Raw genomic sequence first — 23,403 nt, forward strand, 5'->3', positions numbered from 1 at the left:
AATTAAAATTTTTTATGTTACTTAAAATAATTTAATATTTATTTAATAATCTTAATATTAAAGAGGGGTAGATGCCGACGGCGAGGGGGGATTAAAGTAAGTAAGAATACTCATAAAGTAGAGTTCGGTATGTGAAGCCGGAGCTCATCGCGGCCGGGAAACTTGGGGATTCCAAAAGGGGGATCGCGGGGAAATCGGCAAAAAAGGCAGTCTTGACCCATCGGCAGGCATTTTTTTCTTTGAGTGCCTCGTGTGCTCAACCAGTAATTTTGTCTTGAGATAATTATCAGTTTTGATGCTTTAATGTATAGTTAATCTGGAGTGCAAATTATTTTGCCACAACTATACGATCGGGTTTAGTGAAAGTTTTAGGGTCTCGCGCGATCGCCCGCGACTGTTTTTGTATAAAGGCAGCCCGTAATTTGAAGTTTAAGGGATAAATTAAATGACTCAATTTCTCCTCCAAGCCTGTTGGTGGGTACCTTTATATGGCTTGATAGGCGCAATTTTAACTTTGCCGTGGTCTACCGGCACCATTCGCAGAACAGGGCCGAGACCTGCAGCTTACTTCAATTTGTTAATGACTGTGTTGGCTTTCATACACGGGTCAGTTATTTTTACAGCGACTTGGGATCAACCACCCCAACAGTTGCTCGTGCACTGGGTGCAAGCAGCCGATTTAGATTTGTCTTTTGCAATAGAAATCTCCACCCTCAGCGTCGGAGCAATGGAGTTAGTTAGTGTTCTGAGTTTGCTAGCACAAATTTACGCTCTAGGCTACATGGAAAAAGACTGGGCGCTAGCTCGATTTTTTGGGCTGATGGGTTTTTTTGAAGCGGCAATTAGCGGCATTGCCATTAGCGACTCGCTGCTTCTAACTTACGCTTTGTTGGAAATGCTGACGCTTTCAACTTACTTGCTAGTCGGGTTTTGGTACGCTCAACCGCTGGTAGTAACAGCCGCTAGAGATGCGTTTTTAACCAAGCGTGTAGGAGACGTGCCACTGCTGATGGGAGTAGTGACGCTTTCAACTTTAGCAGGAAGTTTGAATTTTTCCGATTTGGAAACATGGGCGGAAACTGCAACTTTGTCTCCCCTAGTGGCGACTCTTTTAGGTTTGGCTTTAATCTCCGCACCTACGGCCAAGTGCGCTCAATTTCCCTTCCATCTATGGCTCGACGAGGCGATGGAAGGGCCAAACCCGGCTTCGATTATGCGGAATACGGTAGTTGTGGGCGCTGGGGCTTATGTTTTGATTAAACTTCAGCCTGTTTTGGCGCTGTCGCCCGTGACGGATGCGGTACTCGTGGTGTTGGGTGCGGTGACTGCTGTTGGCGCTTCCTTGGTGGCGATCGCCCAAATCGACATCAAAAGAGCACTATCGCATTCTACCAGCGCCTCTTTGGGTTTGGTGTTTATCGCCGTGGGGCTAAATCAAGTTGACATTGCTTTGCTGTTGCTGTTGGCGCACTCGATCGCCAAAGGCCTATTATTCATGAGCGTAGGGTCAATTATTACCACAACTAACACTCAAGATTTAACAGAAATGGGTGGGTTGTGGTCGAAGATGCCTGCCACGACTACGGCTTATTTAGTAGGCGCTGCGGGGATGGTAGCGCTGTTGCCTCTGGGCAACTTTTGGGCAATGCGACGCTGGCTCAACGGTTTTTGGACGGTGCCTTTGTGGCTGGTAATAGTGCTGCTTTTAGTTAACGGTTTGACAGCGCTAAATTTAACTCGCATATTCGGTTTAGTCTTTGTGGGGAAACCGCAGCCGAAAACTCGCAGAGCTCCAGAAGTTGGTTGGCCGATGGCTTTGCCGATGGTAATTTTGACAGTGATGGGGCTGTTGGTTCCTTGGATGTTGCAGCAGTGGCAACTGTTAATTAGTTGGACTGGGCCTTGGGCGCAAACGGGGGATTTTGATACTTTAAATTTGCTGTTGAAGACGCTGGATACACCGCTGTTGCTGTTATCTGGGTTGATAGGCGTTGCGGTTGGGGTGGCGATTTATTGGTACGGGGTTTTACCTCGACCGGTACGGCTGCCGGTGCCGGCGTTGCAGGATTTGTTTGCTTACGATTTTTATATCGATCGAGTTTACCGCTTGACTGTCGTTTGGGCGGTGGCTTTTATTTCTAAAATCAGCGCTTGGACTGATAGGTATGTGGTGGATGGGGCGGTGAATTTGTTCGGTTTTGCCACAATTTTCAGCGGTGAAGGGTTGAAGTACAGCGGCACCGGTCAGTCGCAGTTTTATGTGTTGACTATTGTGGGGGGGGTTGCGGTGTTGCTGGCGTTGATTATTTGGCAGTTTTAAACCGCAGTGGTTGGCAGATGAATTTTTCGGGGTTTGTCTGCTTTTGGTCTGATGTTATTTAATCTTAAACCGCAGATGAGGGCGGATGAACGCAGATAATTTTACTCGGGGTTTGTCTGCTTTTTTATCGAGTTTTACTCAAACTCGATCGGCCACAATTCGGTCACTGGAACTTCCCAACCGGGCAAAAGTTCGGGAATTGAAATCATGTCGCCGTCTCTCAATACCACTGGCTCTGCTTGGGGAGTGTAAATTGTTATTGTGCGCTTGTCAGGGTCGATTAATATTCCTACTTTTGCTCCGAGTTCGATAAATGATAAAATTTTTTCTCGCAGGGGTTTGAGGCGCTCGGACTGAGATTTGATTTCTACAACTAAGTCGGGAACGAGTGCGGCAAAATACCTTTTACTTTGTTTGAGGCGATCGGCTACCACAAACGAAACGTCCGGTGCTGTAAGATTTGAATTGGGGAGAATAAACCCGCCGCTGGACTCAAACACTCGTCCGAGTTTGCGAGGTTTGACCCAGTTACGCAAAAGACTGACTAACTCTGCCCCAATTTCGCTCGATACAATGTCTGATGGGCCCATAAGGATAATCTTCCCGTCTACCAGTTCTAATTGGTAGTCGAGATGTGCTTCCGAGAGTATACCTTGCAGTTGTTCCAAGTCGGCAACGGTGAGGCGGGTGGAAGGAGAACCGGATTTAATTTGCAAATCTTCTCGATCTGTAAGACTTGAGGTCATAGGAGGATTCCAGAGACATTTGAATCTATGTTAACAAGAAAATCAGCCGATCGCTTTTATATGTAGTTGGTTTGCGTTAATGTTAAATATAGTTCTAAAAACTGCGTAATAAAGGAAAGTTTTAATTGATGCTCAGTGCTTTAATCTGGATACCAATGTTGGCCGCTGCCCTGATTGGGCTCTGGCCCGGTTCAGTGAGTTCTAAAATAGTTCGGAATGTCGCGATCGCCATTGCGGGTATAACTTTTATTCTCTCGGTGATTTTGGCATTTCAGTTTGATGCCAGTACCAGTCAGTTGCAGTTTGCGGAATTCATTCCTTGGATAGATGTTTTGGGATTGAATTACAATCTCGGTGTTGATGGTTTGGCTCTGCCTTTGGTAATTTTAAATACTCTGCTGACAGGGGTAGCTATTTACGCTACGGATGAGTCGATCCGCAGACCTCGACTTTATTATTCTTTGATTCTGTTAATTACCGGCGGCGTAACAGGGGCTTTTTTATCTCAAAATTTGCTGCTGTTTTTCCTGTTTTTTGAGGTAGAATTGATTCCGCTTTACCTGCTAATTGCGATTTGGGGAGGCGAGCGCCGGGGTTATGCTGCTACTAAGTTTTTAATCTATACTGCATTTTCGGGAATTGTGCTGCTGGCGGCTTTCTTGGGTACTGGTTGGCTTAGTGGTGCTTCTAGTTTCGATATGGTTGGTGCAGCGGGCGCATCGCATTTGCAAGGAGGATTGCCATTGCCTTTGGTAAGGCAAATTGTTTTGCTGGCAGGGGTGTTGCTGGCTTTTGGAATTAAGATGCCTTTGGTGCCTTTTCATACTTGGCTGCCGGATGCTCACGTAGAAGCTTCGACGCCGGTATCTGTGCTGCTGGCGGGGGTGCTTTTGAAGCTGGGAACTTATGGGATGCTGCGTTTTGGTTTGGGTTTGTTTCCAGATGCGTGGGCGGTGGCGGCACCTTGGTTGGCGAGTTGGGCGGTGGTAAGCGTGCTTTACGGGGCGAGTTGCGCGATCGCCCAAAAAGATATGAAAAAAATTGTAGCTTACAGTTCGATCGCTCACATGGGCTACATTTTGTTAGCTAGCGCCGCAGCTACTCCGATTAGTATGCTGGGAACTGTTTTGCAAATGGTTAGCCACGGTTTAATTTCGGGGCTGCTATTCTTAACCGTCGGCATTGTTTACAAAAAATCCGGCACCCGCAACATCGATGTGCTCAAAGGTTTGTTTAATCCCGATCGCGGTTTGCCGATGATTGGCAGTTTAATGATCCTCGGCGTGATGGCAAGTGCCGGCATTCCGGGTTTGGCTGGATTTATTGCTGAATTTTTGATATTCCGGGGCAGTTTGCCAGTGTTTCCCCTGCAAACTTTGCTCTGCATGATCGGCACTGGTTTAACTTCAGTTTACTTTTTAATTATGGTCAACCGCGCCTTTTTCGGCCGCCTTTCGGATGTGGTGGTAAATTTGCCGCAAGTCCGCTGGCGCGATCGCATTCCTTCGCTGGTTTTAGCAATAATTATTGCAATCATGGGAGTGCAGCCTGGAGTTTTAGTTGCTTTGAGCGAAAAAACTGCGATCGGAATGGTAGCTAATGTGCCACCCCAAGTTAAAGTTATTGCTCAAAACTTGAAATAAAATATGACCTAAGTTTGTAGCATCTGACATCTTGCAGCAATATCAATAAGAGGATTTTTCGTGGGGTCGGGCGGGTTTATATAACCTATTTGCAAGCTTTAAGGCTGTTGGCGAACCCGCCCCTAGGGCTAATTGAGAATGGTGCAAGATATCAGTAGCATCGGACTTTAGTCCTATGGCAGTTTTCAATCCCATAAAATACAGCAGACGGCTGTAGGGACACGGCACTGCCGTGTCCCTACCTATTCCATTCATCAGTGTATCCGTGTTCAAATCCGTGTCGTGCCTTCCTTCAATTAAGGTTAAATAAAAATGAAAAGTACCGTATTAAAACCATCTTCCCATCCCCTATCCGCATACATTGACATCTTGGAATCAGGCCAAGCTTTACTGCCTGAATCTACGGAAAATGTAGTTGAAGTTGTCGGCGTGCTGAAAAGTTATGCTATTGTTTTAGATGCCTATTCTCGCAATCTCAATTATATTGCAGAAGAACAGTTTTTAGTGCTTTTTCCGTTTTTTAAATATTTCAATGGAGAGGTGACGCTGCCGAAATTAATTCGCTATTTGTGGCACGACCGCATTAATTTTGAGTATGCTGAGTATTGCATGAGAACAATGCTTTGGCACGGCGGCGGTGGTTTGGATAGTTATTTGGATTCCCCGGAATTTAGCAGTTTGGTCGAAAAGGCGATCGCTGCTAAATTGAAAGGCAATTTTTTCATGCAGGGACTCAACAAAACCTTTCCTGATTTTTTGCCTGAACAAGTGCGGATGCTGGCTTATTACACCGGTCTCGGTCAGTTTTGGCGGGTAATGAGCGATTTGTTTATCGACTTATCTGATTCCTACGATCGAGGGGAAACTAAGTCTATTTCTGACGTTGTTAATTTTGTTAAAGCCGGTTTAGTAGCAGCCGCCAGTCTGCCAATTACTTACAGCGTCAAAATTCACGGTCAAGTCTACGATATCATTCCTGCCTCGGCTAACTTAACATTTTTACCAGATGTAGCTGTGCCTTATGTAGAGGCTGTTTTCTTTCGGGGCACAGCTTTTTTTGGCACAGTTTCCTACAACGCTCAAGCCCATCAAATCCCGGAAAAACAAAAAGATTTTGCCTACGGGGCTTTGTTTGCTGACCCTTTACCGATTGGAGGTGCTGGGATTCCGCCAACTCAATTGATGCAAGATATGCGCCATTATTTGCCGGAGTATTTGCACGAAGTTTATCGCACTAGCTGTCGCGGTGAAGACGATGTACGGGTGCAAATTTGTCAGAGTTTTCAAAAGTCGATGTTTTGCGTAACGACGGCGACTATTTTGGGTTTAGCACCTCATCCCATGAATACCTCCGATCCAGAGGAAAGAAAGGCTAATCGAGCTTATTTGGAAGGTTGGATGGATCGATTTGGGAATTCTCGCTTGGATTGGGCAAATCAGCCAACTAACAGGGCCTGTCAGTTGTTCCCCGAACGCTAGAAGGGCGACTGGTTTTTAGGGCTCAATGTCTCTCGGAGTTACAACAATATTACCTGGTTTGGCAATTGCTTTCTTTTGGAGGGCGAAAGCTCATCCTGGCATCGTTAATGATCTCATGTCCCGTAAAATAGCCCTTATAAGGCAAGTAGTAAAAACTTCAGTCCACAGACTTTTATGAGGACTGAAGTCCTCACTACGAACCCATTTTATAATGGTTGTTTTAGCGGACATAATATGACATGGTAAACTGTTTGTTTTTGGGTCATTGTGATTGCTTTCATAAGAGATATATCCGCTAACGCTTAGACTGGTAATGACAGGATAAAGCACTTCTTATTTCCGAATTATCTAGATTCGGACGAGAAGACTCAGGCCGTGAGAGTCCGTGCCACAAGTTCCCAGCAAACCATAAGTTTCTGCTAAATCCTTGACTAAAGCAGTTTGTTTGGGACTCGGTTTCCAAGGATTTGGATTACCGTAAGCATAGTAAATTTCTAGACCGTCAATGCCGAAACGGGCTGCTTCTGGGATTAGTTTATCTGCAGTCGATCGATACCGGCAAGGATGTGCTAGAACTGCTAAACCTCCTGCTTCATGAATAGCTTCAATTACCCTGGCTGCTGAATAACAATAAGTGCCTTCAGTGCTTTTACCTCGCAAGTAAGGTTTGAGACTGGGATGTTGCGGATCAAAGGCGTAACCGAGAATGTGTACCTCATTGTTGAGTAATTCGGCATTAATTTCAGCGCCTGTCCAGAGACTAGGTGCTTCACTATTTTTGTCAGGATGGTTTAATTTCCAATTATCCAGCCAAATTTGAGCTTTAACGTAGCCTTCGGTGCTGTGGTGGTCGGTGATAGCTAAGCCCTTGAGGCCGCGGGCTATGGCTTGTTCCATCAATTTCTCTGGCTGCAATCGCCCGTCGGAGTAGACTGTGTGCATATGAAAATTATAGGAACCCGGACAGCTATCGGCATCAATTGTCTGAAAGACTTGTTTGAGTGCTGAGATATTCTGGGCTTCTGGTTTGAGACTAGAACTTGTTGGGGAAGCGAGATTGACAGCCATAAGCGTTATTATAAAAAAAACTAACCTTGTTTAATATATCTAATAAATTGATATGTTGCACCGGTGGCAATAGTCGGCTGTAGGATTGAAACATCTGGCGGATTGTTGCGTTCGGCACAAGATATCAATTCACTCGCACATCTTGCACAATTCTCTATCCAGAATTTTATTGTCGGGTGGGGGTGGGGTTATGAGATTATTGATTTCAGGCAATTATATTTGGTAAAACTCGTCCCGGAGGGTTCATTGACAATGCCACAAGATATCAATTCCTCCCACACATTGCATCATTCTTAACAACAGGCTTTCCGGCCTGTTCCACAAAGACTAAATTTTATTGTGGAGTGGGCATCCTGCCCGCCCTTAAAAGGTTTGTGGAAAATGCCACAAGATATAGCCATCCTAAATTATTTGTGAATTTCTTACTCCCTCCCCTTGATAAGGGGAGGGTTGGGGTGGGGTAAAAAGTTTACGACTCCTGCAAGGATTCCTATATCAATTCAATCGCACTTTAAACCTGCGGCTGCGGCTGTGGGAAATTCGATCGGCACAAATGTAACTCCAAACTGTTCTCTAGAACACGGCACAATATGCGCCACTCGTTTAGGAGGGTTTTTCCGATTTCCAGTCTTCGAGTCAAATTCAATTATACCGGAGGCTCCTTCGGCTTTAAAGTTTGGATCGGCTAAGGTTTTTTGCATTCCTTCGCGGCTTGGTTCCGGCTGCATTTCTAGGGCTTTAATCAGCGTCCGGGCGGCATCGTAGGTTAAAGCCGATCGAGTATTGACCGGGCCTCCCCACAATTTTTCAGCGTTGTGCGGAAATTTTTTGTCAAAACTTATTAACGGATGCCAAAACACAGATATGCCCAGTTTTTCAACAGACTTTAGCTCTTTGGCTACTTCTAACGTTCTCGGCTCGTACAGAGTCCAGGGCCCGACAATCCAATTGCGATCGCCATTAGCTTTAATCATTTCGATCGCATTTTCTAGGGCTGTAGTGACTTGACCGTCGGGAATGACAAGTAAGGCTGTTTTTCCGGCTTTCTCAACTTCTGTGATTGCTGCTTCGGCGTCTAAATTATTTTTAGATAAATCGTAATACTTCCTGATTCTAAAAGTCGAGCCTCCTTTGGCTTCAAATTGCTTTTTGAATTCTTCCCACAAAGAAGCGCTAAACGGACTGTTGGGATTGTAAAATACTGCGGCTTTTTTCTCACCGACCAAGAGCAGTTGATTTACTAAAGCTTCAGCTTCTATGCTAGTTGTCGGAGCCGTCCGAAAGAAAAATTTTCGAGGTTTTCGCGTCAGTTCTTCTGTGGTGCTTCCCGGAGAAATGGCGACGAGTTGATTTCGATTGTAAATATCTACTGTTTCCACAGTCATGTCGCTGGTGTAGTGTCCGATAACTGCTAGAATATCGGGCTGAGCGACCAGATAATTAGCCCTTTGAACGGCGTAGGATTTGATATTGCCATCATCAGCAATGATGACTTTGAGACCTTTTCCTTTAATAGCTTTTGGTTCGAGAAAGCCTTGACCGGGAAAATCTTTATTGTTCTCATTTGCAGCCAGAAGACCTAAATTAACTTCGGTTTGAGCTTGAGCAATGCCACGAAGCAGTTCTTCTGCTAAATTTGCGTTGAGGATGCTGCCGTCCTGATTGCGGCGGATAGGGACAACAATTGCGATCGTATAATATTCTGCATTGATTGCCTTCAGTAAAGCATTGTTGATGTAAATTAAAGTTTCTGGATCTCTGCGGTCTTCCCGCCAGGACTGTTTGAGCAATTTTAAAGCTTCGGGATAATTTGAGTCGGCAAACTCATTGATTCCCCTTTGTTTTGACCACAAGGCGGAGGTTTGCACGAGGAGTTTTTCGCCGGAACTTACACCATCTGCGGAGGGTGTAGCCAGCGTTGGTTGCGGGGAAATTCTGGGGATTAGCGGGGAAATTCTGGGGATTAAAAGTACGATCGCCCCAAAAGCCGCAATTCCCGCAACGCCTAACAGCAGCCAGCGAAAGCCCGATCGCAACTTCCGCGAAGTTTTGGGTACCTGGGGCCCTGGGACGATCGACAAATCCAAGTCTTGCAAAACTTCATCCACAGATTGGTAGCGGTCTTGAAAGTGGAAACGCACCATCTTGGTTAAAATATTTTTAAGCTTGTCGCTAACCGGTTCAGATGTTAAATAATCCCAGACAATTTCACCAGTTTCGGGGTCTTGCGGCAGATTGGTGGGACGCCGCCCGGTGAGGGCTTGAATCGCGATGATTCCTACTGCATAAATATCATTGTAGGGTTGCGGGAGAGACTGTGGCTTGTATTGTTCGGCAGGCATATAACCGCTGGTGCCGATCGCCTGCGATGTGAATATTTCACCTGTAGAGTTAGAGGTAAAAGTGCTGATTTCTTTGACCGCCCCAAAATCTATTAAAACAATTTGTTGATCTGTTTCGCGCCGAATTAAGTTAGAAGGTGTAATATCGCGGTGAATAATTTTTTCTTGGTGAACCGATTTTAATATTTCCAGAACTTCCCGCAACAAAGCAACAGTTTTTTTCTCATTCCACCGATCGCCAGGAGCGAGTTCTTGAATAAGCGGGTGTCCTTTAACGTATTCTTGTACTAAGTAAAAATAATCGTTTTCTTCAAAGCGATCGAATAATTCGGGAATGCGCGAGTTGTTGCCGAGACGGCACAAAGCGCTAGCCTCCCTTTCAAATCGCTGCCTTGCCCTCTCCAAGACGCGCGCATCGTTCGATGGGGGAAAAGGAATTTCCTTAACAACGCACAGAGGATTATTAGGTTTGTTTATTTGTACAGCCGTGTAGGTTCTAGCAAACCCTCCCTCTCCCAACAAAGCGATAATTTCGTAGCTTTCATGCAGGATATGCCCTAAGTTGACACACATAAATTTTCCAACACCTCTTGACAGGCTGCGGCCTTTAATGTTGATTATAAGCTTTTTTGCTGTCAGATACAGCTTAGCAACATATCAAATTCGTCTCTCTGTATATCAAAAAACTATAAGCTGTTGTGCATTTAAAATGCGTGTTTCAGAGGTTGAAACCCAATACTTGCTTAGATAGCCTCGAAAATTTAAATGATGAACAGCTTAACTGTCAGCAATTATACATTACTTTAGTGATGCCGATCGCTAATTATCAATTATCTTTCTGCTAACTTACTGAGTACAAAAGCAGCAAAAAAACCGCAGAGCTAAACCAATGGCAATCAGCCCGGTTAAAGCTAAAGTATTAGGAGCCGATCGCAAAGCTGCTGTTATTACCATAATTCTGCTCTACCCAATTAATCCTCTCCTAAAGCTTTAATGACTTGGTGATACCGTTCTTGGACATCTTTCTGGTCTTGCTCCTGAGAGATTTGTTCGCGGCTACTATTTAAAATCATCTCCGCGTGACGGCGTAAAGCTTCTCGTTGTTTGGAATTGCGGGTGTAAGTGGCGATGCAAGCTATAGCTTCCAATAAGCGAATTGTTACCGCCACATCTGATTTACTGTACTGGCGAATTTGGTTAAATGCAGTATCAACTAACCCTTCAAACGTCACTCGTTCAACAATGACGCGCAAATTATGTTCATCGTCGTAGCGATAGGGGGAGGGAAAATCCCTTTGAGCGAGGCGGGATAATCCGGCGCTGAGTCGATCGATACACCGAATCGCAGTAAACGGATCGTTGATACCAGGAGAAATCGCACGCAAGGCAATTTCAACTAACTGATCGATCGGAAATTCTACATCTTGATATTCAGTCCGTTCTTTGCCCAGAATAAAAGCATCATTAATTTTTTGGTTCAGGCTTTGATTCACCTGTTTTTCCGGGAAAACCATCGCTAAATCGCTGCCCTTGACGATAAACTTTCCCGGTCGAGTTTTAAGACGTACAAGCAGATTGTAATGACGGGCAATTTTCATTAATTCGTTGTCATCGATTGCTTGCAAATAACCCTCGCCAGTGGCTTTGATTGGACTTGCTTCCGAGTCAAAATTTGCAGGAATTTCTCCCACTTGTCGCGATTTTTTCGCCTTACCTTCTCCGATTTTTCCGGGAAACAGACGATCTAGAGCTTTGTCTAAATCGCCACTAACCTGAGTAATTACATGGGACGCTTGAATAATGGTTGATGCGTGATGGATAAAGTAAATCAGTACGCCGATACTGGCAATTGCCAATCCGGTACCAACTGTAACCGAAAGTTGGGGTACAAAGAGACTGTATCCTTCTCCTTCTGCATGAATGGTTCGCAATACGAGTAAACAGTAATTGACACTCCCCTGGCTAAAGCCGAGGGGATTCTTGATTCGCAGAATCGACTTGCCGATGCAGAATTACTTCAACATCGGTAGCGGTCAACTCTCCACAAGCGTTCGGATCTAAGATCCAAGTTCCGACGTGCCCCGCCGTACTCAATCCCCGACTTAGGATGTTTCTACCTGCGTTGTGATCGCGATCTAACACACATCCACACTGACAAGCGTGAGTTCGCGTTGATAGACTTTTCTTGACAATGGTTCCGCAGCTAGAGCATTCTTGACTCGTCCCGTGGGCTGGCACGGCAATCGTAATCCTTCCGAATACTTTACCGAAATATTCCATCCACACTCGAAACATATACCAAGATGCGTCGTTAATTGATTTAGCTAAGCAGTGATTCTTCACCATATTCTTGATCCTCAAATCTTCATAGACTACACAGTCGTTGGACTGGATAACGCATCTTGCCAACTTCACGGCAAAATCTTTGCGTTGTCTACTTATTTTGAGGTGGCGTTTTCCTAGAATTACCCTAGCTTTTTTTCTATTTTCTGAACCTTTGACTCGCTTTGAAAGCCGCCTTTGAGCTTTCTTTAGTCGGCGCTCTCCTTTGCCCAGAAAACGCGGATTTTCGACGGCAACGCCATTAGAGTCTGTGTAGAACTCTTTGAGCCCCACGTCTAATCCAATAGCATTACCTGTAACTTCAATCTTCTCGGAACGGTCAACTTGAACGCAAAACTGGATGTAGTATCCATCGGCTCGTTTGACTAAGCGTACTCGCTTAATCTGGGTAAGCTGATAAAAATGTAAGTCGCGCGTCCCTTTTAGTTTGAGTTTTCCGATGCCTTTTTTATCGGTAAAAGTGATAGATTTTCGGTCAGTTGCCATCCGCCACCCGGTCGTTTTATATTCGACCGACCGATTGTCTTTCTGAAACTGCGGAAAAGCCTTTTTTCCTGGGATTTTCTTTTTACAGTTGTCGTAGAATCGGGCGATTGCCGACCACGCTCTTTCTGCGCTTGATTGTCGAGCCATGCTGTTGAGTTCATCGCAAAACGTCCATTCTTTAGCTAAAACAGCACTGTACTTATTCAAGTCATACTTGTTGACTTTTTCGTTTTCCATCCAAAAGCGCAATGCTTTGTTACGGATGAACTGCACTGTTCTAATTGCTTCGTCTACAGCCTCAAATTGCTGCTTTTTTCCGTAGGCTTTGAACTCAAAAACTAGCATGACTTCGACCTCATCACGATGTTCCTTATGCTACCAGCATCAGCTTAAGGTCGCCAAAGTTGTTCACAAAGCTTTACATAGTTGCACCCTAGGTCGTAATCCTGAAATCTAATGAAAGATGCTGGGAGGCTACAGCCTCCTTCTCCCTTTCATCCCCGGACTAAAGTCACGGGGTTTTCATGTTCGATTGTTATAAACGTGCCAATGAAAGTGCCAAGCACGATTTGATTGCCCGTATCTTGCATAAAATTACGCAGCAATCGGGGGCCAAAATTTGAACTCGCCAACTGAAGCGCCACAATAGTAATGGAAAAAGCTGTAGCAACAACGCTGACCATTGAACTGGCAACCGATGAGAGAACCGATCGCGCACCATCGGCCCCACCCGTGTAAATCCACCTCCAGTTTGGTATATTACCCGTGCGGTCAAGTGTCAGCATGGCGATCGCCAAAATCATCGACCCCGCAGCCATCAACGTCGGAATAAACCAATAGCTAGAGTGCAGCGAATCCCAAAGTTTGCTTAACTTGACATTTTTCATGAGTTGTGGTGGGGTGGCGATTGTCCGTTGCCGTCTTGTGGCGATCGCACTTCAATGAGTTTTTGCAGAGAACCGCTGATGCTGCGGGGTTTAGGAACTTCGCCATTACCAGCGGGCCATCCTTCGCGTTGACGTTTGCGATCGCCATCCGTCTCTTCGGTTTGGTCGTGAAACAAAATTTGCTGCGTAGGAAAGGGCAAGTCGATGCCATTAGCAGTCAGCTTTTCCTTAATCGCAGAAAGTACCTTGTCGCGCGATCGCAGATCGTCAATTCGTCGCGGCGGAGCAATCCACCATCGAGCGCGGATATTGACGCTACTTCCTGCAAGTTCCATCAGCAACACGTCAGGAGCAGGGTCATTCAAAACCTCATCCACACTGTGCATAGCTTCCATCATTAACTGCTTGGCTCGGTGAATATCATCGCCGTAGCCGATACCAACGTCGTATTCCATCCGGCGTTGATCAAAGGCGGTATTCACAGTAACAGAATTGGTGAACAATTCGGCATTGGGAATTACAATCCGGCGACCATCATAGGTTCGGATTGTTGTAGCGCGAGTTTCAATATTTTCTACCGTTCCCTCAAAGTTTTTAAACACAATCTGGTCATCTATTTGGAACGGTTCCGTCAAAAGAATTAGGATACCAGCTAGGAAGTTTTGTAAGATATCGCGAAAGGCAAAACCAATCGCTACCCCGCTAATTCCTAGCAGTTGCACCAAATCGCCTGCTTTAAATGTGGGAATTACAATCGACAAGGCAATAAACAGACCAACCAAAACAGTAATACCCTGCGCTAACCTTCCCAACACCAGTCCCAAATTTCGGGATTGGCGGTGGTTGCGGGTAAGCCGCCTGACCGCTCTCTTAATTGACCTTCCAACAAAGAAAAAGATTGCAAAAACAAGGAACGCTAGTACCATATTAGGCAGCAGGACAATGAAGTCATTGATCATGCTCTCAATCTTGTCCCAGACTCCAGATATTTCTGCTGTCATAAAAGTTCCTCTTGCATCAGTCGTTATTGATAGTATTAAAATTAGCCATGTCAAACTCTATCTTAAGCCTGTAGATTTCTGTAATGTGAGGCTAATTTAGGACTTACACAGCCACAGTAAATATTGGGGATGGTGCGTTACGCAGAAAGCTAACGCACCAACAATTTTTTTCAAGTGGATATCGCAGCCACATCTTGACCGTTGAGTTTTTGTGCGATCGCATTCAGCACCTTCTGTTCTGCTTCGGAAACCTCTCCGCTACTTTCGGCAATGCGACGGCATTGAGCTAATAGCGGTACTGCAAAGTCGGGGTTAAGTTGCTCTAACAATGCACCCAATGGTTTGGGGGACTTGATGTTAGCAGCAATCCTTTGGAGAGAATCAGCATTTAATTGCAATGCCTTCAATTCTGGCAGAATATCTTCCCAGTTTTTGTTGGGATAACTTGCCAAAATCATGTGAACCATAATTTGATCCATCGCTGCTTGCTGGGCGATCGCAACATCGAGATATTTCTCGCTTTGTTGCTGGATCGCTTGCAGCGTTTCGGTTCCAGGTTCTTCAGTCTCTTCCCTCAGTTTGGCTTCGTAAAACTGGCGCGCCGCATATCCCAGCGCGTACAGCATCGTAGCATTCGTACTCGCACCAATCATCGCGCCAGCCAGCGGTACGTTGCGTAAAAAGCCCAAACCAGCTCTCATTGCGTTGCTACCGCCTAGCGCTAACCCAAAAATTGCCAAAACCTCGCCTTTTCGGGCTGGCTGTTGCAAATCCATCCCATAAGCGGCGGCAATTTCATCTTTCTTCCCCCTTGGAGACTCCCGCTGTACTTGTACCCAGGTCAGCGGCGAGAGGAAAAAATGTTTATGCTGCATACGAGTAACCATCTTTTCGTTGAATAATTGAACAATATTTGTGGCTAATTCCTGACACCAATTCTGATGCGGAAATATTGAATGAACCACTGGTTCTTACGGCCACACGTCCAACGTATGTACCAATTTTTTTACCAGAGGTTACAATCGCTTTGACAATATCTCCCGTTTGAAAACCTTTAACAAACTTAAACCGGGGAACATAGCGAGATGGAAAGCCGAATTTGCCAGTGCGGCACATTTGACCTGTCCCGTGACCAGTTGCTTTGATCGATAGTGGCTTGCTTGTTAAAATCTTCAATGACTCAACCTTTCCGACACAAGCTGCATCTAGCCAATGAGTTTTAGGTAAATTTAATTGAATGCGGTTGAACTTCGTTAAGCCACCACTACCTGTAGAAACAGGCAAGCCAGTTGTACGGAGTCGATTAAATAATGTCCAACGAGTTGAGTTAACGGCTGCTGCGTCTTTTAACGGACGTTTTGCTTGAGATAGAATCCGCTTCAAAATCTCTGGCTTTTTAGACAAGAATTGCTCAATATCTTGAGTACCTTTCTTTTTGTTGCAAGCATCGCAAGCAAGGCAAAGATTAGAAATGCGATTAGCTCCGCCTTTGGCTTTGGGATGAATGTGTTCGACTTGTAGCGGTGTATTAATTACACCACAGTAAGCGCACTTCCTGTCCCATTTGTTTAGCAAGTATTCACGGATATCGTAGCCCCATAAAACGCCTTGCTGGTATTCAATCCCAGAAATCTCTGGGTTTTCTAATTGCTGTAAGTCAAATCGCACAAGCTCTTGAGCGACAGAAGCAATGGGGGCTAGTTTCATCAATCTAGTCACCCATGTCAGTGTTGTTTCGACACGATGTTGCAAACTTGGTGCCAGCCACCCTTTCGGGCGAGTCCTGTTTAAGAATCTGGCCCGACGATAGCGAGTATGGCGATTCCTCCTGCCTCTACGCAATGAACGGCGAGATTCCAGACTGGCTTTAATAGCTTGTCCTCGGTGTGTTAGCTCTGCACCAAAGATTACGTTTTGTCCTTGTATTAAGGCAATTCCAGTAGTTCGAGAGCCAGGATCTATTTTGAGAGTGATTGGTTTTTGCGGTACTGTTACCTCTACTTTCAAAATTAGCGTGAATGGATACCTTTTAAAAACAGCGGCATTGCCATTAGTTAGCAATTTACGTGCCAATCCTGGGCGGATTGGATTGAGCGGTCGTTTTTTGGTATCAAGTACAAAAACCAAATTAGACATTTAAGTCCTCCCTTATGGGGTAATGTTTGCTTCGTCAATGTTTAAGGTCGGTAACTATCTTAAAAGCACTGGCTTAACCCTTACACCTGTTTAACTTTTAAGTTCTAGAGCAGAAAACTAGCACGCATTTTCTGGTAGGTACTTGAACGCTTACCTTAAACGTAGTGGGCGAACCACTTAGACTGGTCAACTCGGCAATTTCTGTGCCCGCGCTGTCTCGGTACTCCGAGCAGCGCCGGGTGATTGACCTTCTCCAAGAAAGGATGAATCATCATCACAATGGTATAAAATCTTTCGACTCGCTCCTGTGCTTGTTGAATTTTCAGGTTTCATCATCGCTAATCAAGCATAAACGCGAGGTTTGCGAGCGCCAAGAGCTGCACCAATCATTGCCGCTGCCAAACTCAGCAAAGAGCCAAGTAGAAATGACCAAGTAGCTTTAGCTGTATTACCAGCTACATCGCGAACTTGATTTGGGTCTACATTCGGCGCTTGATTGGGTATATTAACGCCGCCCTGTTGTTGTACTTGATTGGCAATTTCTCCAGCATTAGCAGCGGCAGCGCCAACAGCACCCGATATCCCGCTTCCTAATAACCAAGCACTAAGTGCTAATGTAGCTCCCCAAAGAATTGCTGCATTCAAAAATGCTGTTTTCTTGGTCATCGGGCCGCAGCTTTGAGCCATCACCCAACCGCCCAAAAATAGGGAAATCAGCAAACTGATAATCGACCAAATTACGACCCCAATACCAACGGAACCTGCATCCGCCCCTGTTGCACCTGCGGTTAATCCGATCGCCATTGCCAAAGCGCTTAAAATTAGTTGAGTGCCCAGAGCGATCGCAATTCCTGCCAAAATTGGCCCCCACCTCACTTGATCGTGGTAATCCACCAGCGGATTGACGATTGTAGGATCAGTGAGTGGACTGCCCGATCGATCTGGATAAGTCATAAAAGATTAACCCCTGCGTTAAGTCATTTTTTTTCTTGAAGGTAATTTAATTTTACTTAATCATCATTACCAGAATATCTACCGATGGGCATAATATTTTTAACTTAAAAATTCTAAATATCAAAAGTAGTAACTTCGCTCATAAAATGGAAATTTCCTTTAAAAAAAAACCAGCAGCTCGTTTATAGATGCCCTTAACTTTGTAGGATATCCCCTAGTTAAGGTGATCATAAAACCTAATAAATCCTTGTGAGAGTTGCTGGCAGAAACGTTGTAGGTTGGCTCCACCCAACCTACGAATCATTAGATAAATTTATCCCCTTGAGTACAGGAAATATAAATTCATCTACCTAAAGATAGAAAAATATAAAAAAATCTCGCTATCTTGATGATTTTCAATTTGCTGAATCATTCATAAGAAGGAAGTATTAGAACTGATATCTATCTAAAGTAGGTACACAAGTGGATGTAGATAGTACAGGAAACAACAATGTTACTTTACAAAATTGAGGATTTTAATCCCAACTACCGCCAAGCAGCTTTTGATGGCGACGATATCAAAGGGGCGGAGGTGTATGCCGGAAATACCGATGATAAAATGGGCACGATCGATACTGTGCTAGTAGATGAGACAGGACGTTTCCGCTATTTTGTGGTAGAGACTGGTTCTTGGATTTTTGGCAAAAAAGTTTTACTTCCCATCGCTCTTTGTCGCGTTGATGTTAATGGGCGGCGCGTTTACGCTACAGGTTTGCAGAGTAAAGACCAAGTAGAAAAACTACCCAGGTATGAGCATGGGACAGCAGTTGATTACGATTATGAAGAACAAGTGCGGGGTATTTATCGTACTTCAACAGTAGAAGCGTCTGTACCAGTAGAAGCCTCATTACCTTTAGAAGGGCCTGTTCCAGTTTCGAGAACGCATTCAGTCTCGCCTCAAACTCGTAATGCTGCTTATGACCGGGATACCTACACTTACGAGCGAGAGCCCGAATTGTATCAGATGAACGAACAGGATCATCAAAAACTCAAACTGTACGAAGAACGATTAGTTGCAGATAAAACCCGTCGCAAAACAGGCGAGGTAATAATTGGCAAACAAGTTGAAACCAAAACGGTACAACTGGAAGTTCCTGTAGAAAAAGAGCGAGTTGTGATTGAGCACACTACTCCTGAATATGCAGGGAGTCGAGTAACTCCAGATACCGCCTTCAAGCAAGAAGAAATGGCACATTTTGAAATCTACGAAGAAAGTGTGGATATCAAAAAGCAAGCGTTTGTGCGCGAGGAAGTGCAAGTCAGAAAAGAAGTTGAGCAAGATACGGTTGAGGCAACGGAAACTCTGCGTCGCGAAGAGTTAGAGGTAAAAACAGAATCGGATTCGGAGCCAAAAAAAAGTAATCCGCTTTAACTCAGCCAAAGAATATCGTTAAAAATGCAAAAATCAGGAGGAAATTTATTATGTCTACTCGCAGGTATTTACCGTCAATCAGCGTAGCCTTTTTAGCTTTAGCCGTTAGTGTCAGTGGCACTGGTTTTGTGCTAAGTTCCCAGCAAGTTGCTGCTCAACAAGCTAAATCAAAATTTCCTGATGTACCGCCGAATTACTGGGCGCGTCCGTTTATTGATTCCTTAGCTGAAAAAGAGATTGTTACCGGATATGTAAACGGAACTTTTAGACCAAAACAGGTTGTGGATCGGGATGAATTTTCGGCGATGATCCACCAAGCTTTTAATCGAGCAAGCATTAGAAAGATACCCAGTGGAAGTTACTTTAAGGATGTGCCTCAAAACTACTGGGCAGCAACTCCGATTAAAGAAGCTTATGAAACGGGATTTATGAATGATTTTCCCGGAAAGGAGTTTCGTCCGAAGCAGCCCTTGACTAAGGCACAAGCATTAGTTGTGTTAATGAGGGGTTTAAATATGGATTACAATCCCCCTGTTGTCAAAACTGATCAAGCGGCTGTAACTGCAGCCAAGCCAACTCCAGTAAATAAACGTCGAATTGCTAGGAACCGTTTGGCATTTCCCCTGGCAGCGACTGTTTTGATGCAGCCGTTATTACCTGTAGTGGCAAGGCAGCAGCCTGCGGCTGCGCCCGCACCTAAACCGGCTAAGGCTGTTCCACCAACAACGACAAAAGCTGCAACTGCGCCTGCTAAAAATTCGGCATTAGATTTTCTCAATTCGTACTATAAAGATGCCGAGAAACTTCCTAAATATGCGGTTGAGCCAGTGGCAGCAGCGACAAAGGCAAAGATAGTGGTCAACTATCCAGATCCCAGAGTTCTTAATCCGAACGAGTTGCTCAGTCGGGGTAGTGCTACTGCCCTAATTCATCAAGCTTTGGTCAATCAAGGTCAGATAGAACCGCTTCCAGACAAGAATACTGCTAAGTACATTCCTAACAGTCCACGTCGCTAGTTCTCCCCTCAAGATTAACTTTTTTACGCCTGGATTCAATTGACTCGAAACCAGCGATAGCCGTAGGCTTCTAAGGGAATAGAGGGCGAGTCAGCATCGAGAGATTCATAGAGCCGATCGCCAAATAAATCGAACAGATGGCTGTATTCGTGAGATTTGGGCGTAGCGGTACAAGGTTTGTCGGCTAGATTGTGGACAGCAATCACCGTCCTGCCTTGCCAGTCGCAGCAGTGGGCTAACACCGAGGGAGAGTCGGTTTCCAGAATTTGCCACTTGCCCCTACCCAACTCAGGACATTGCTTGCGGATGCTGATTGCACGTTCACTCTAGTAATTCTTTTCGCTGTGAATTTTGGCGTGACAGTGTTTACACAACAATATTAAGTCACTCAACTGTTCTTGGTACCAACCCCTATAAATTAAGTGGTGAACCTGCAAATCTACGCCACTTGCACAATGTTGGCAAAATCTATCTCGCTCTACAACTTGGTTTTTCAATAACTGCCAGTGAGAAGAGTACAAATATTTTTGATAGACTCCCCACTTCCCCCCAGTCGCTAAATCGTTAAGCCTGTCATCATATTCAGCAGACCACTGAGAAATAAAGTCTTCTTCCTCTTCTGGTGTTGGGAGGTAATCGCTTTCACCCAATAATCTTCTTGACTCGTTGTGCATATATTTTAGGAGTGTACGAGCTCGCGAACAAGTTCTTTAAACAACAGCTTGACTGCTTTGGCCGCTACGCGCGATCGCACCAACCGCACCGGTCGGCCGCTGGCTTTTTCCTCGTCCATAATCTCGCCGAGCCGATCGCCGATATCGTTAGCCATGCGAGCACGCTTCACTTCAATTCTGGTAAAAATCCACTGCCAAAGAGCTTTCCGGCATAAATCGCTGCCGCCAACAACTTTAGACTTTTGCAAGTCGCCGCTAGATTCTTGCGACGGTGCGTACCCCAAAGCCTTACAGAATCGGCGAAGCGATAAATGCCGCTTTGTCGGTTTTCCCGATCGCCTGCCTTTGCGAATTTTGATATCGGGTTTGCCGTCAGCAGCGAGGTAATTTTCAAATGGGTAAATCTGACTGAGTAACAAAGCTTCAACGCGGCGGCCAAAACCAAACCGGGCAAATACTTTACGGTACGGTAAGAACTTTGCCTCGCCCACAAGTTTTGACAGCTCAAACTCTAAAATCATTTCTTCCCGCTGCAAGTCGCAGATGCGGGCGGCGTGTTTCCTCAATTCGTTAGTTATCCCCAGTCCGATCGACCGCTCCAACAGCAGATCGTATTTTACCGACTGCCGCTCGCCGCACAACCAACCCCAAAGCAATGGCACTTTTTCACCAGACCGTAGCGATTTAATCAGCGCCGCTTCTGGGAATTGCCAAGCTAAATCTTGTCTGGCGCGGTTAATGATCGGCGATTGCACCCGGTTGAGGTGCGCGAGTCTGAGGACTAGGCGGCGAATTTGTACGATTGTGCGATCGCGCATTTGCACAAATCGGCGCGGCGTGTCGATGTAATCCCAGCCGTAAATCGCAAGGGCGAGCGCGTCGGCATCATCATCTTTATCTGGCAAACCCAGGTGATGCTCACGGAACGAGCGAAGCTCTTTATGCCCGACCAGTCGCACTTCTACTCCCGCCCGTGCCAATTGGGTGCCCCAGAGAATCTGGTAGTTTATCCCGGTCGGTTCCATGATGGCGATCGTGTCTTGCCTATCTGATTCCGATCCAATTAGTGCAAGTAGCTCACTAATCCCGTGCGCTGTAGCCGCGAATTTGTGGAAATTGTAGCGGTAATAAAATTCGCGCGGTTCGTCAATTTTTTGTGATATTAAGCAGCACGAAACCGAGGCTTTGCTAATATCCAAGCCAATAATTTGAGTCATTCCATTTTTTAGGGTGAGGTTTCCAAATCTCGCAGCAGCAGCTTATGAATCACCCAAAGGCCACATGAGCCTACTTCACTCTTAAAGCTTCTAAGTGCGCGAGAAAACAATTAATTGGCGGCGGCCGAGCTTATGAACGTGCAAAAGCCACAACAGCTTGGTTCCATCCGAAAGCCCTAAGCCGCATCCTGTTTAATTGGCGGTTCGGGTTGGAATCGATCCGCGACTCCCCTTAATAAGGGGAGTTTCGGCCGCTGATTCCAAACGGCCATCATCAGGCGGTTTATTCTTGAGTTAATCGATTGTATTCAGATTCAGCAAGCTTGTATTTAGCACTTCCCCCTTTGTTCACTCCCCACAATTCAAAAATTATTTTTGCTTTCCCGTATCCGCGCGCCTTCAATTGCAAAATTCGTTCTAACAAGTCGGAATCCTCCTTTGTTAACGAAATTTGTTCGGAACGTTCTAGTCGTTCCGGCTCTTCACAAGTTAGTGCCATCAAGCGTTCTAGCCGTCCCACATCATCGGAACGTTCCGGCGCGCCGTTCAAAATTTGTTCTGCTTCCTGTTGGCGTTCTTGCTGGGAAATATAAGCAGATGTCGAGATTTCATCAATAACGTCGGCAGTGATTGCGCGCGTTTTTATGGTTTCAATTTCTTCTTGTGCTGAAAGTTGGCGGGCAATGTTTGCCGCTTGTGCGGCGCAAGCAACACCAACAAACAAACTTAATCCTTGTAATGACTTGTGCCAGCCGATGCGCTTGTCAAGTACGGTTAAAGGAGTTAACCACAGAGCAAATGCTGTTCCAGATAATGCAAACATTTTTAAGTGCATAAGAACACCCCAAAACCGATTAACATTACAGCTAATCCACCAATTAACAAAGCTTGAAAATCGGCAACTGAGATTTTAAGCAAATTGCTTACAGAGTAGTCAAGCAACCAACTTAACCCCCAAACAATTGCAACTGCCGCAAGTAAAAACAAAACGACTCGGAGCGCAGATGGGTGCAAAGACGCTAACCAGCCAAGGAAGCTAGCAGCGATGCACCCGCTAAGAAAATAATTAGCCAAGTACATCGCTCGCATTAGTTATTTCCCCCGGTGAGTTTGGCAGTAATGGCGTCAATACGGGTGCGGGCATCGCTGTCTGCTTTGTCAATTCCTAAACCCAGTCGTGCATAACCGGGCCGCAGTCCGTGCAGTTTCCTTGCTAATCCAGCATTGGCCCGCACTTTGCCGAGTTCGTTTTCGGCAACTACTCCCTCGTATTTCCGATGCTCTTTGTGCACTGTCTTATCGGCTGCTTCAATTTTCCCCAGTGCCTTGTAACTCCGTTTTGTGTGCCGAGCGTCCTCAGTTTTTTGCTTTGCCAACTCTTTGAGCTTGTCGGCTTCTTCGCGATCGAAGTAGCGCGGCGACGGCACGACCGGAATCGATCGAATTGAGTCAAAGTTGCCGGGGTTAGTCGGCGAGATGGTGGCTGCGTCGGTCGCTGCTAGCACCTTGGATTTATCTATCGCGTGGTTGCTACCGCTGCTGGTCATTTTTCCAGCGTCAGATTGACCACCGCCAAAAAGTCGTAACTGTAAGCTCATGCTTTGACTCCGATTTTGATGTTGATTTGTACGGGAGGAAGTTGAAAAAGTTTTGAGGGGCTGATGTGCTGAAGTAGAGGGC

The 23,403-nt window shown here is 45.5% G+C and carries 20 protein-coding genes; 5 read left to right on the forward strand and 15 right to left on the reverse strand.

The features are described from left to right. The first annotated feature begins 445 nt into the window (after positions 1-445). Positions 446-2,320 (forward strand): NAD(P)H-quinone oxidoreductase subunit F, encoded by a 1,875-nt coding sequence (locus QUB10_RS13305; protein ID WP_333202727.1) that lies wholly within the window; start codon positions 446-448, stop codon positions 2,318-2,320. Positions 2,321-2,454: 134 nt separating this feature from the next. Here the strand turns inward: QUB10_RS13305 and QUB10_RS13310 are convergent, their stop codons facing one another. Then, positions 2,455-3,066, reverse strand: a complete 612-nt coding sequence (locus QUB10_RS13310; protein WP_333202729.1) for a Uma2 family endonuclease — start codon at positions 3,064-3,066, stop codon at positions 2,455-2,457. Positions 3,067-3,194: 128 nt separating this feature from the next. Between QUB10_RS13310 and QUB10_RS13315 the strand changes: the two genes are divergently transcribed. Beyond that, positions 3,195-4,709: an NADH-quinone oxidoreductase subunit M gene (locus QUB10_RS13315; protein WP_333202769.1), complete on the forward strand. Its 1,515-nt coding sequence runs from the start codon at positions 3,195-3,197 to the stop codon at positions 4,707-4,709. Positions 4,710-5,021: 312 nt separating this feature from the next. Then, positions 5,022-6,188, forward strand: a complete 1,167-nt coding sequence (locus QUB10_RS13320; protein WP_333202731.1) for a CO2 hydration protein — start codon at positions 5,022-5,024, stop codon at positions 6,186-6,188. Positions 6,189-6,536: 348 nt separating this feature from the next. On the opposite strand, the gene QUB10_RS13325 is transcribed toward QUB10_RS13320, so the two are convergent. From QUB10_RS13325 to QUB10_RS13365, 9 genes are all read right to left on the reverse strand, one after another. After that, on the reverse strand, positions 6,537-7,256 hold the full coding sequence (locus tag QUB10_RS13325; protein ID WP_333202733.1) for a PHP domain-containing protein: 720 nt from the start codon (positions 7,254-7,256) through the stop codon (positions 6,537-6,539). Positions 7,257-7,756: 500 nt separating this feature from the next. After that, positions 7,757-10,171, reverse strand: coding sequence for a bifunctional serine/threonine-protein kinase/ABC transporter substrate-binding protein (locus tag QUB10_RS13330; protein WP_333202735.1), 2,415 nt, complete (start codon positions 10,169-10,171; stop codon positions 7,757-7,759). Positions 10,172-10,569: 398 nt separating this feature from the next. Continuing rightward, on the reverse strand, positions 10,570-11,529 hold the full coding sequence (locus QUB10_RS13335; RefSeq protein ID WP_333202737.1) for a DUF2254 domain-containing protein: 960 nt from the start codon (positions 11,527-11,529) through the stop codon (positions 10,570-10,572). 31 nt (positions 11,530-11,560) lie between these two features. After that, on the reverse strand, positions 11,561-12,772 hold the full coding sequence (locus tag QUB10_RS13340) for a transposase (protein WP_333202739.1): 1,212 nt from the start codon (positions 12,770-12,772) through the stop codon (positions 11,561-11,563). Between the two features lie 149 nt (positions 12,773-12,921). Continuing rightward, complete coding sequence (locus QUB10_RS13345) at positions 12,922-13,314, reverse strand: DUF2254 family protein (protein WP_333202742.1); 393 nt, start codon at positions 13,312-13,314, stop codon at positions 12,922-12,924. Beyond that, positions 13,311-14,315 carry a mechanosensitive ion channel family protein gene (locus tag QUB10_RS13350; RefSeq protein WP_333202744.1) on the reverse strand — a complete coding sequence of 335 codons (1,005 nt, stop codon included), beginning with the start codon at positions 14,313-14,315 and terminating at the stop codon, positions 13,311-13,313. The genes QUB10_RS13345 and QUB10_RS13350 overlap by 4 nt, the downstream gene beginning before the upstream one ends. Positions 14,316-14,485: 170 nt before the next feature. Then, positions 14,486-15,202 (reverse strand): hypothetical protein, encoded by a 717-nt coding sequence (locus tag QUB10_RS13355; RefSeq protein WP_333202747.1) that lies wholly within the window; start codon positions 15,200-15,202, stop codon positions 14,486-14,488. Continuing rightward, a complete protein-coding gene (gene iscB / locus QUB10_RS13360; protein WP_333202749.1) occupies positions 15,180-16,451 on the reverse strand; it encodes an RNA-guided endonuclease IscB in 1,272 nt (423 codons plus the stop codon). Before iscB ends, QUB10_RS13355 begins: the two co-directional genes overlap by 23 nt. 342 nt (positions 16,452-16,793) lie before the next feature. Further along, positions 16,794-17,405 (reverse strand): hypothetical protein, encoded by a 612-nt coding sequence (locus QUB10_RS13365; RefSeq protein WP_333202751.1) that lies wholly within the window; start codon positions 17,403-17,405, stop codon positions 16,794-16,796. A 490-nt stretch (positions 17,406-17,895) separates the two neighbouring features. On the opposite strand from QUB10_RS13365, the gene QUB10_RS13370 reads away from it, so the two are divergent. After that, a complete protein-coding gene (locus QUB10_RS13370) occupies positions 17,896-18,816 on the forward strand; it encodes a DUF2382 domain-containing protein (protein WP_333202753.1) in 921 nt (306 codons plus the stop codon). A gap of 50 nt (positions 18,817-18,866) precedes the next feature. Then, positions 18,867-19,832: an S-layer homology domain-containing protein gene (locus QUB10_RS13375; RefSeq protein WP_333202755.1), complete on the forward strand. Its 966-nt coding sequence runs from the start codon at positions 18,867-18,869 to the stop codon at positions 19,830-19,832. A gap of 35 nt (positions 19,833-19,867) precedes the next feature. Here the strand turns inward: QUB10_RS13375 and QUB10_RS13380 are convergent, their stop codons facing one another. From QUB10_RS13380 to QUB10_RS13400, 5 genes are all read right to left on the reverse strand, one after another. Then, positions 19,868-20,119, reverse strand: coding sequence for an alpha-glucosidase C-terminal domain-containing protein (locus tag QUB10_RS13380; RefSeq protein ID WP_333202757.1), 252 nt, complete (start codon positions 20,117-20,119; stop codon positions 19,868-19,870). A 39-nt stretch (positions 20,120-20,158) separates the two neighbouring features. Continuing rightward, complete coding sequence (locus QUB10_RS13385; RefSeq protein WP_333202759.1) at positions 20,159-20,506, reverse strand: HNH endonuclease; 348 nt, start codon at positions 20,504-20,506, stop codon at positions 20,159-20,161. A gap of 5 nt (positions 20,507-20,511) precedes the next feature. Then, entirely contained in the window at positions 20,512-21,723 is a 1,212-nt protein-coding gene (locus QUB10_RS13390; RefSeq protein ID WP_333202761.1) for an IS110 family transposase, read from the reverse strand. A gap of 283 nt (positions 21,724-22,006) precedes the next feature. Continuing rightward, positions 22,007-22,546 carry a hypothetical protein gene (locus tag QUB10_RS13395; RefSeq protein WP_333202763.1) on the reverse strand — a complete coding sequence of 180 codons (540 nt, stop codon included), beginning with the start codon at positions 22,544-22,546 and terminating at the stop codon, positions 22,007-22,009. Positions 22,547-22,811: 265 nt separating this feature from the next. After that, positions 22,812-23,403: hypothetical protein (locus QUB10_RS13400; RefSeq protein ID WP_333202765.1), on the reverse strand; the 592-nt coding region annotated here is incomplete at its 5' end.

Origin of the sequence: Microcoleus sp. B5-D4 (assembly GCF_036705145.1) — a bacterium.
Lineage (GTDB): Bacteria > Cyanobacteriota > Cyanobacteriia > Cyanobacteriales > Microcoleaceae > Microcoleus.

Bases quoted from the DNA above. Each gene is read 5' to 3' on its own strand.
- QUB10_RS13310 (WP_333202729.1), bottom strand. From the start codon at position 3,066: ATGACCTCAAGTCTTACAGATCGAGAAGATTTGCAAATTAAATCCGGT.
- QUB10_RS13320 (WP_333202731.1), top strand. From the start codon at position 5,022: ATGAAAAGTACCGTATTAAAACCATCTTCCCATCCCCTATCCGCATAC.
- QUB10_RS13365 (WP_333202751.1), bottom strand. From the start codon at position 17,405: ATGACTTATCCAGATCGATCGGGCAGTCCACTCACTGATCCTACAATC.
- QUB10_RS13375 (WP_333202755.1), top strand. From the start codon at position 18,867: ATGTCTACTCGCAGGTATTTACCGTCAATCAGCGTAGCCTTTTTAGCT.
- QUB10_RS13305 (WP_333202727.1), top strand. From the start codon at position 446: ATGACTCAATTTCTCCTCCAAGCCTGTTGGTGGGTACCTTTATATGGC.
- QUB10_RS13315 (WP_333202769.1), top strand. From the start codon at position 3,195: ATGCTCAGTGCTTTAATCTGGATACCAATGTTGGCCGCTGCCCTGATT.
- QUB10_RS13345 (WP_333202742.1), bottom strand. From the start codon at position 13,314: ATGAAAAATGTCAAGTTAAGCAAACTTTGGGATTCGCTGCACTCTAGC.
- QUB10_RS13390 (WP_333202761.1), bottom strand. From the start codon at position 21,723: ATGACTCAAATTATTGGCTTGGATATTAGCAAAGCCTCGGTTTCGTGC.
- QUB10_RS13355 (WP_333202747.1), bottom strand. From the start codon at position 15,202: ATGGTTACTCGTATGCAGCATAAACATTTTTTCCTCTCGCCGCTGACC.
- QUB10_RS13395 (WP_333202763.1), bottom strand. From the start codon at position 22,546: ATGTTTGCATTATCTGGAACAGCATTTGCTCTGTGGTTAACTCCTTTA.
- iscB (WP_333202749.1), bottom strand. From the start codon at position 16,451: ATGTCTAATTTGGTTTTTGTACTTGATACCAAAAAACGACCGCTCAAT.
- QUB10_RS13340 (WP_333202739.1), bottom strand. From the start codon at position 12,772: ATGCTAGTTTTTGAGTTCAAAGCCTACGGAAAAAAGCAGCAATTTGAG.
- QUB10_RS13370 (WP_333202753.1), top strand. From the start codon at position 17,896: ATGTTACTTTACAAAATTGAGGATTTTAATCCCAACTACCGCCAAGCA.
- QUB10_RS13385 (WP_333202759.1), bottom strand. From the start codon at position 20,506: ATGCACAACGAGTCAAGAAGATTATTGGGTGAAAGCGATTACCTCCCA.
- QUB10_RS13325 (WP_333202733.1), bottom strand. From the start codon at position 7,256: ATGGCTGTCAATCTCGCTTCCCCAACAAGTTCTAGTCTCAAACCAGAA.
- QUB10_RS13330 (WP_333202735.1), bottom strand. From the start codon at position 10,171: ATGTGTGTCAACTTAGGGCATATCCTGCATGAAAGCTACGAAATTATC.
- QUB10_RS13350 (WP_333202744.1), bottom strand. From the start codon at position 14,315: ATGACAGCAGAAATATCTGGAGTCTGGGACAAGATTGAGAGCATGATC.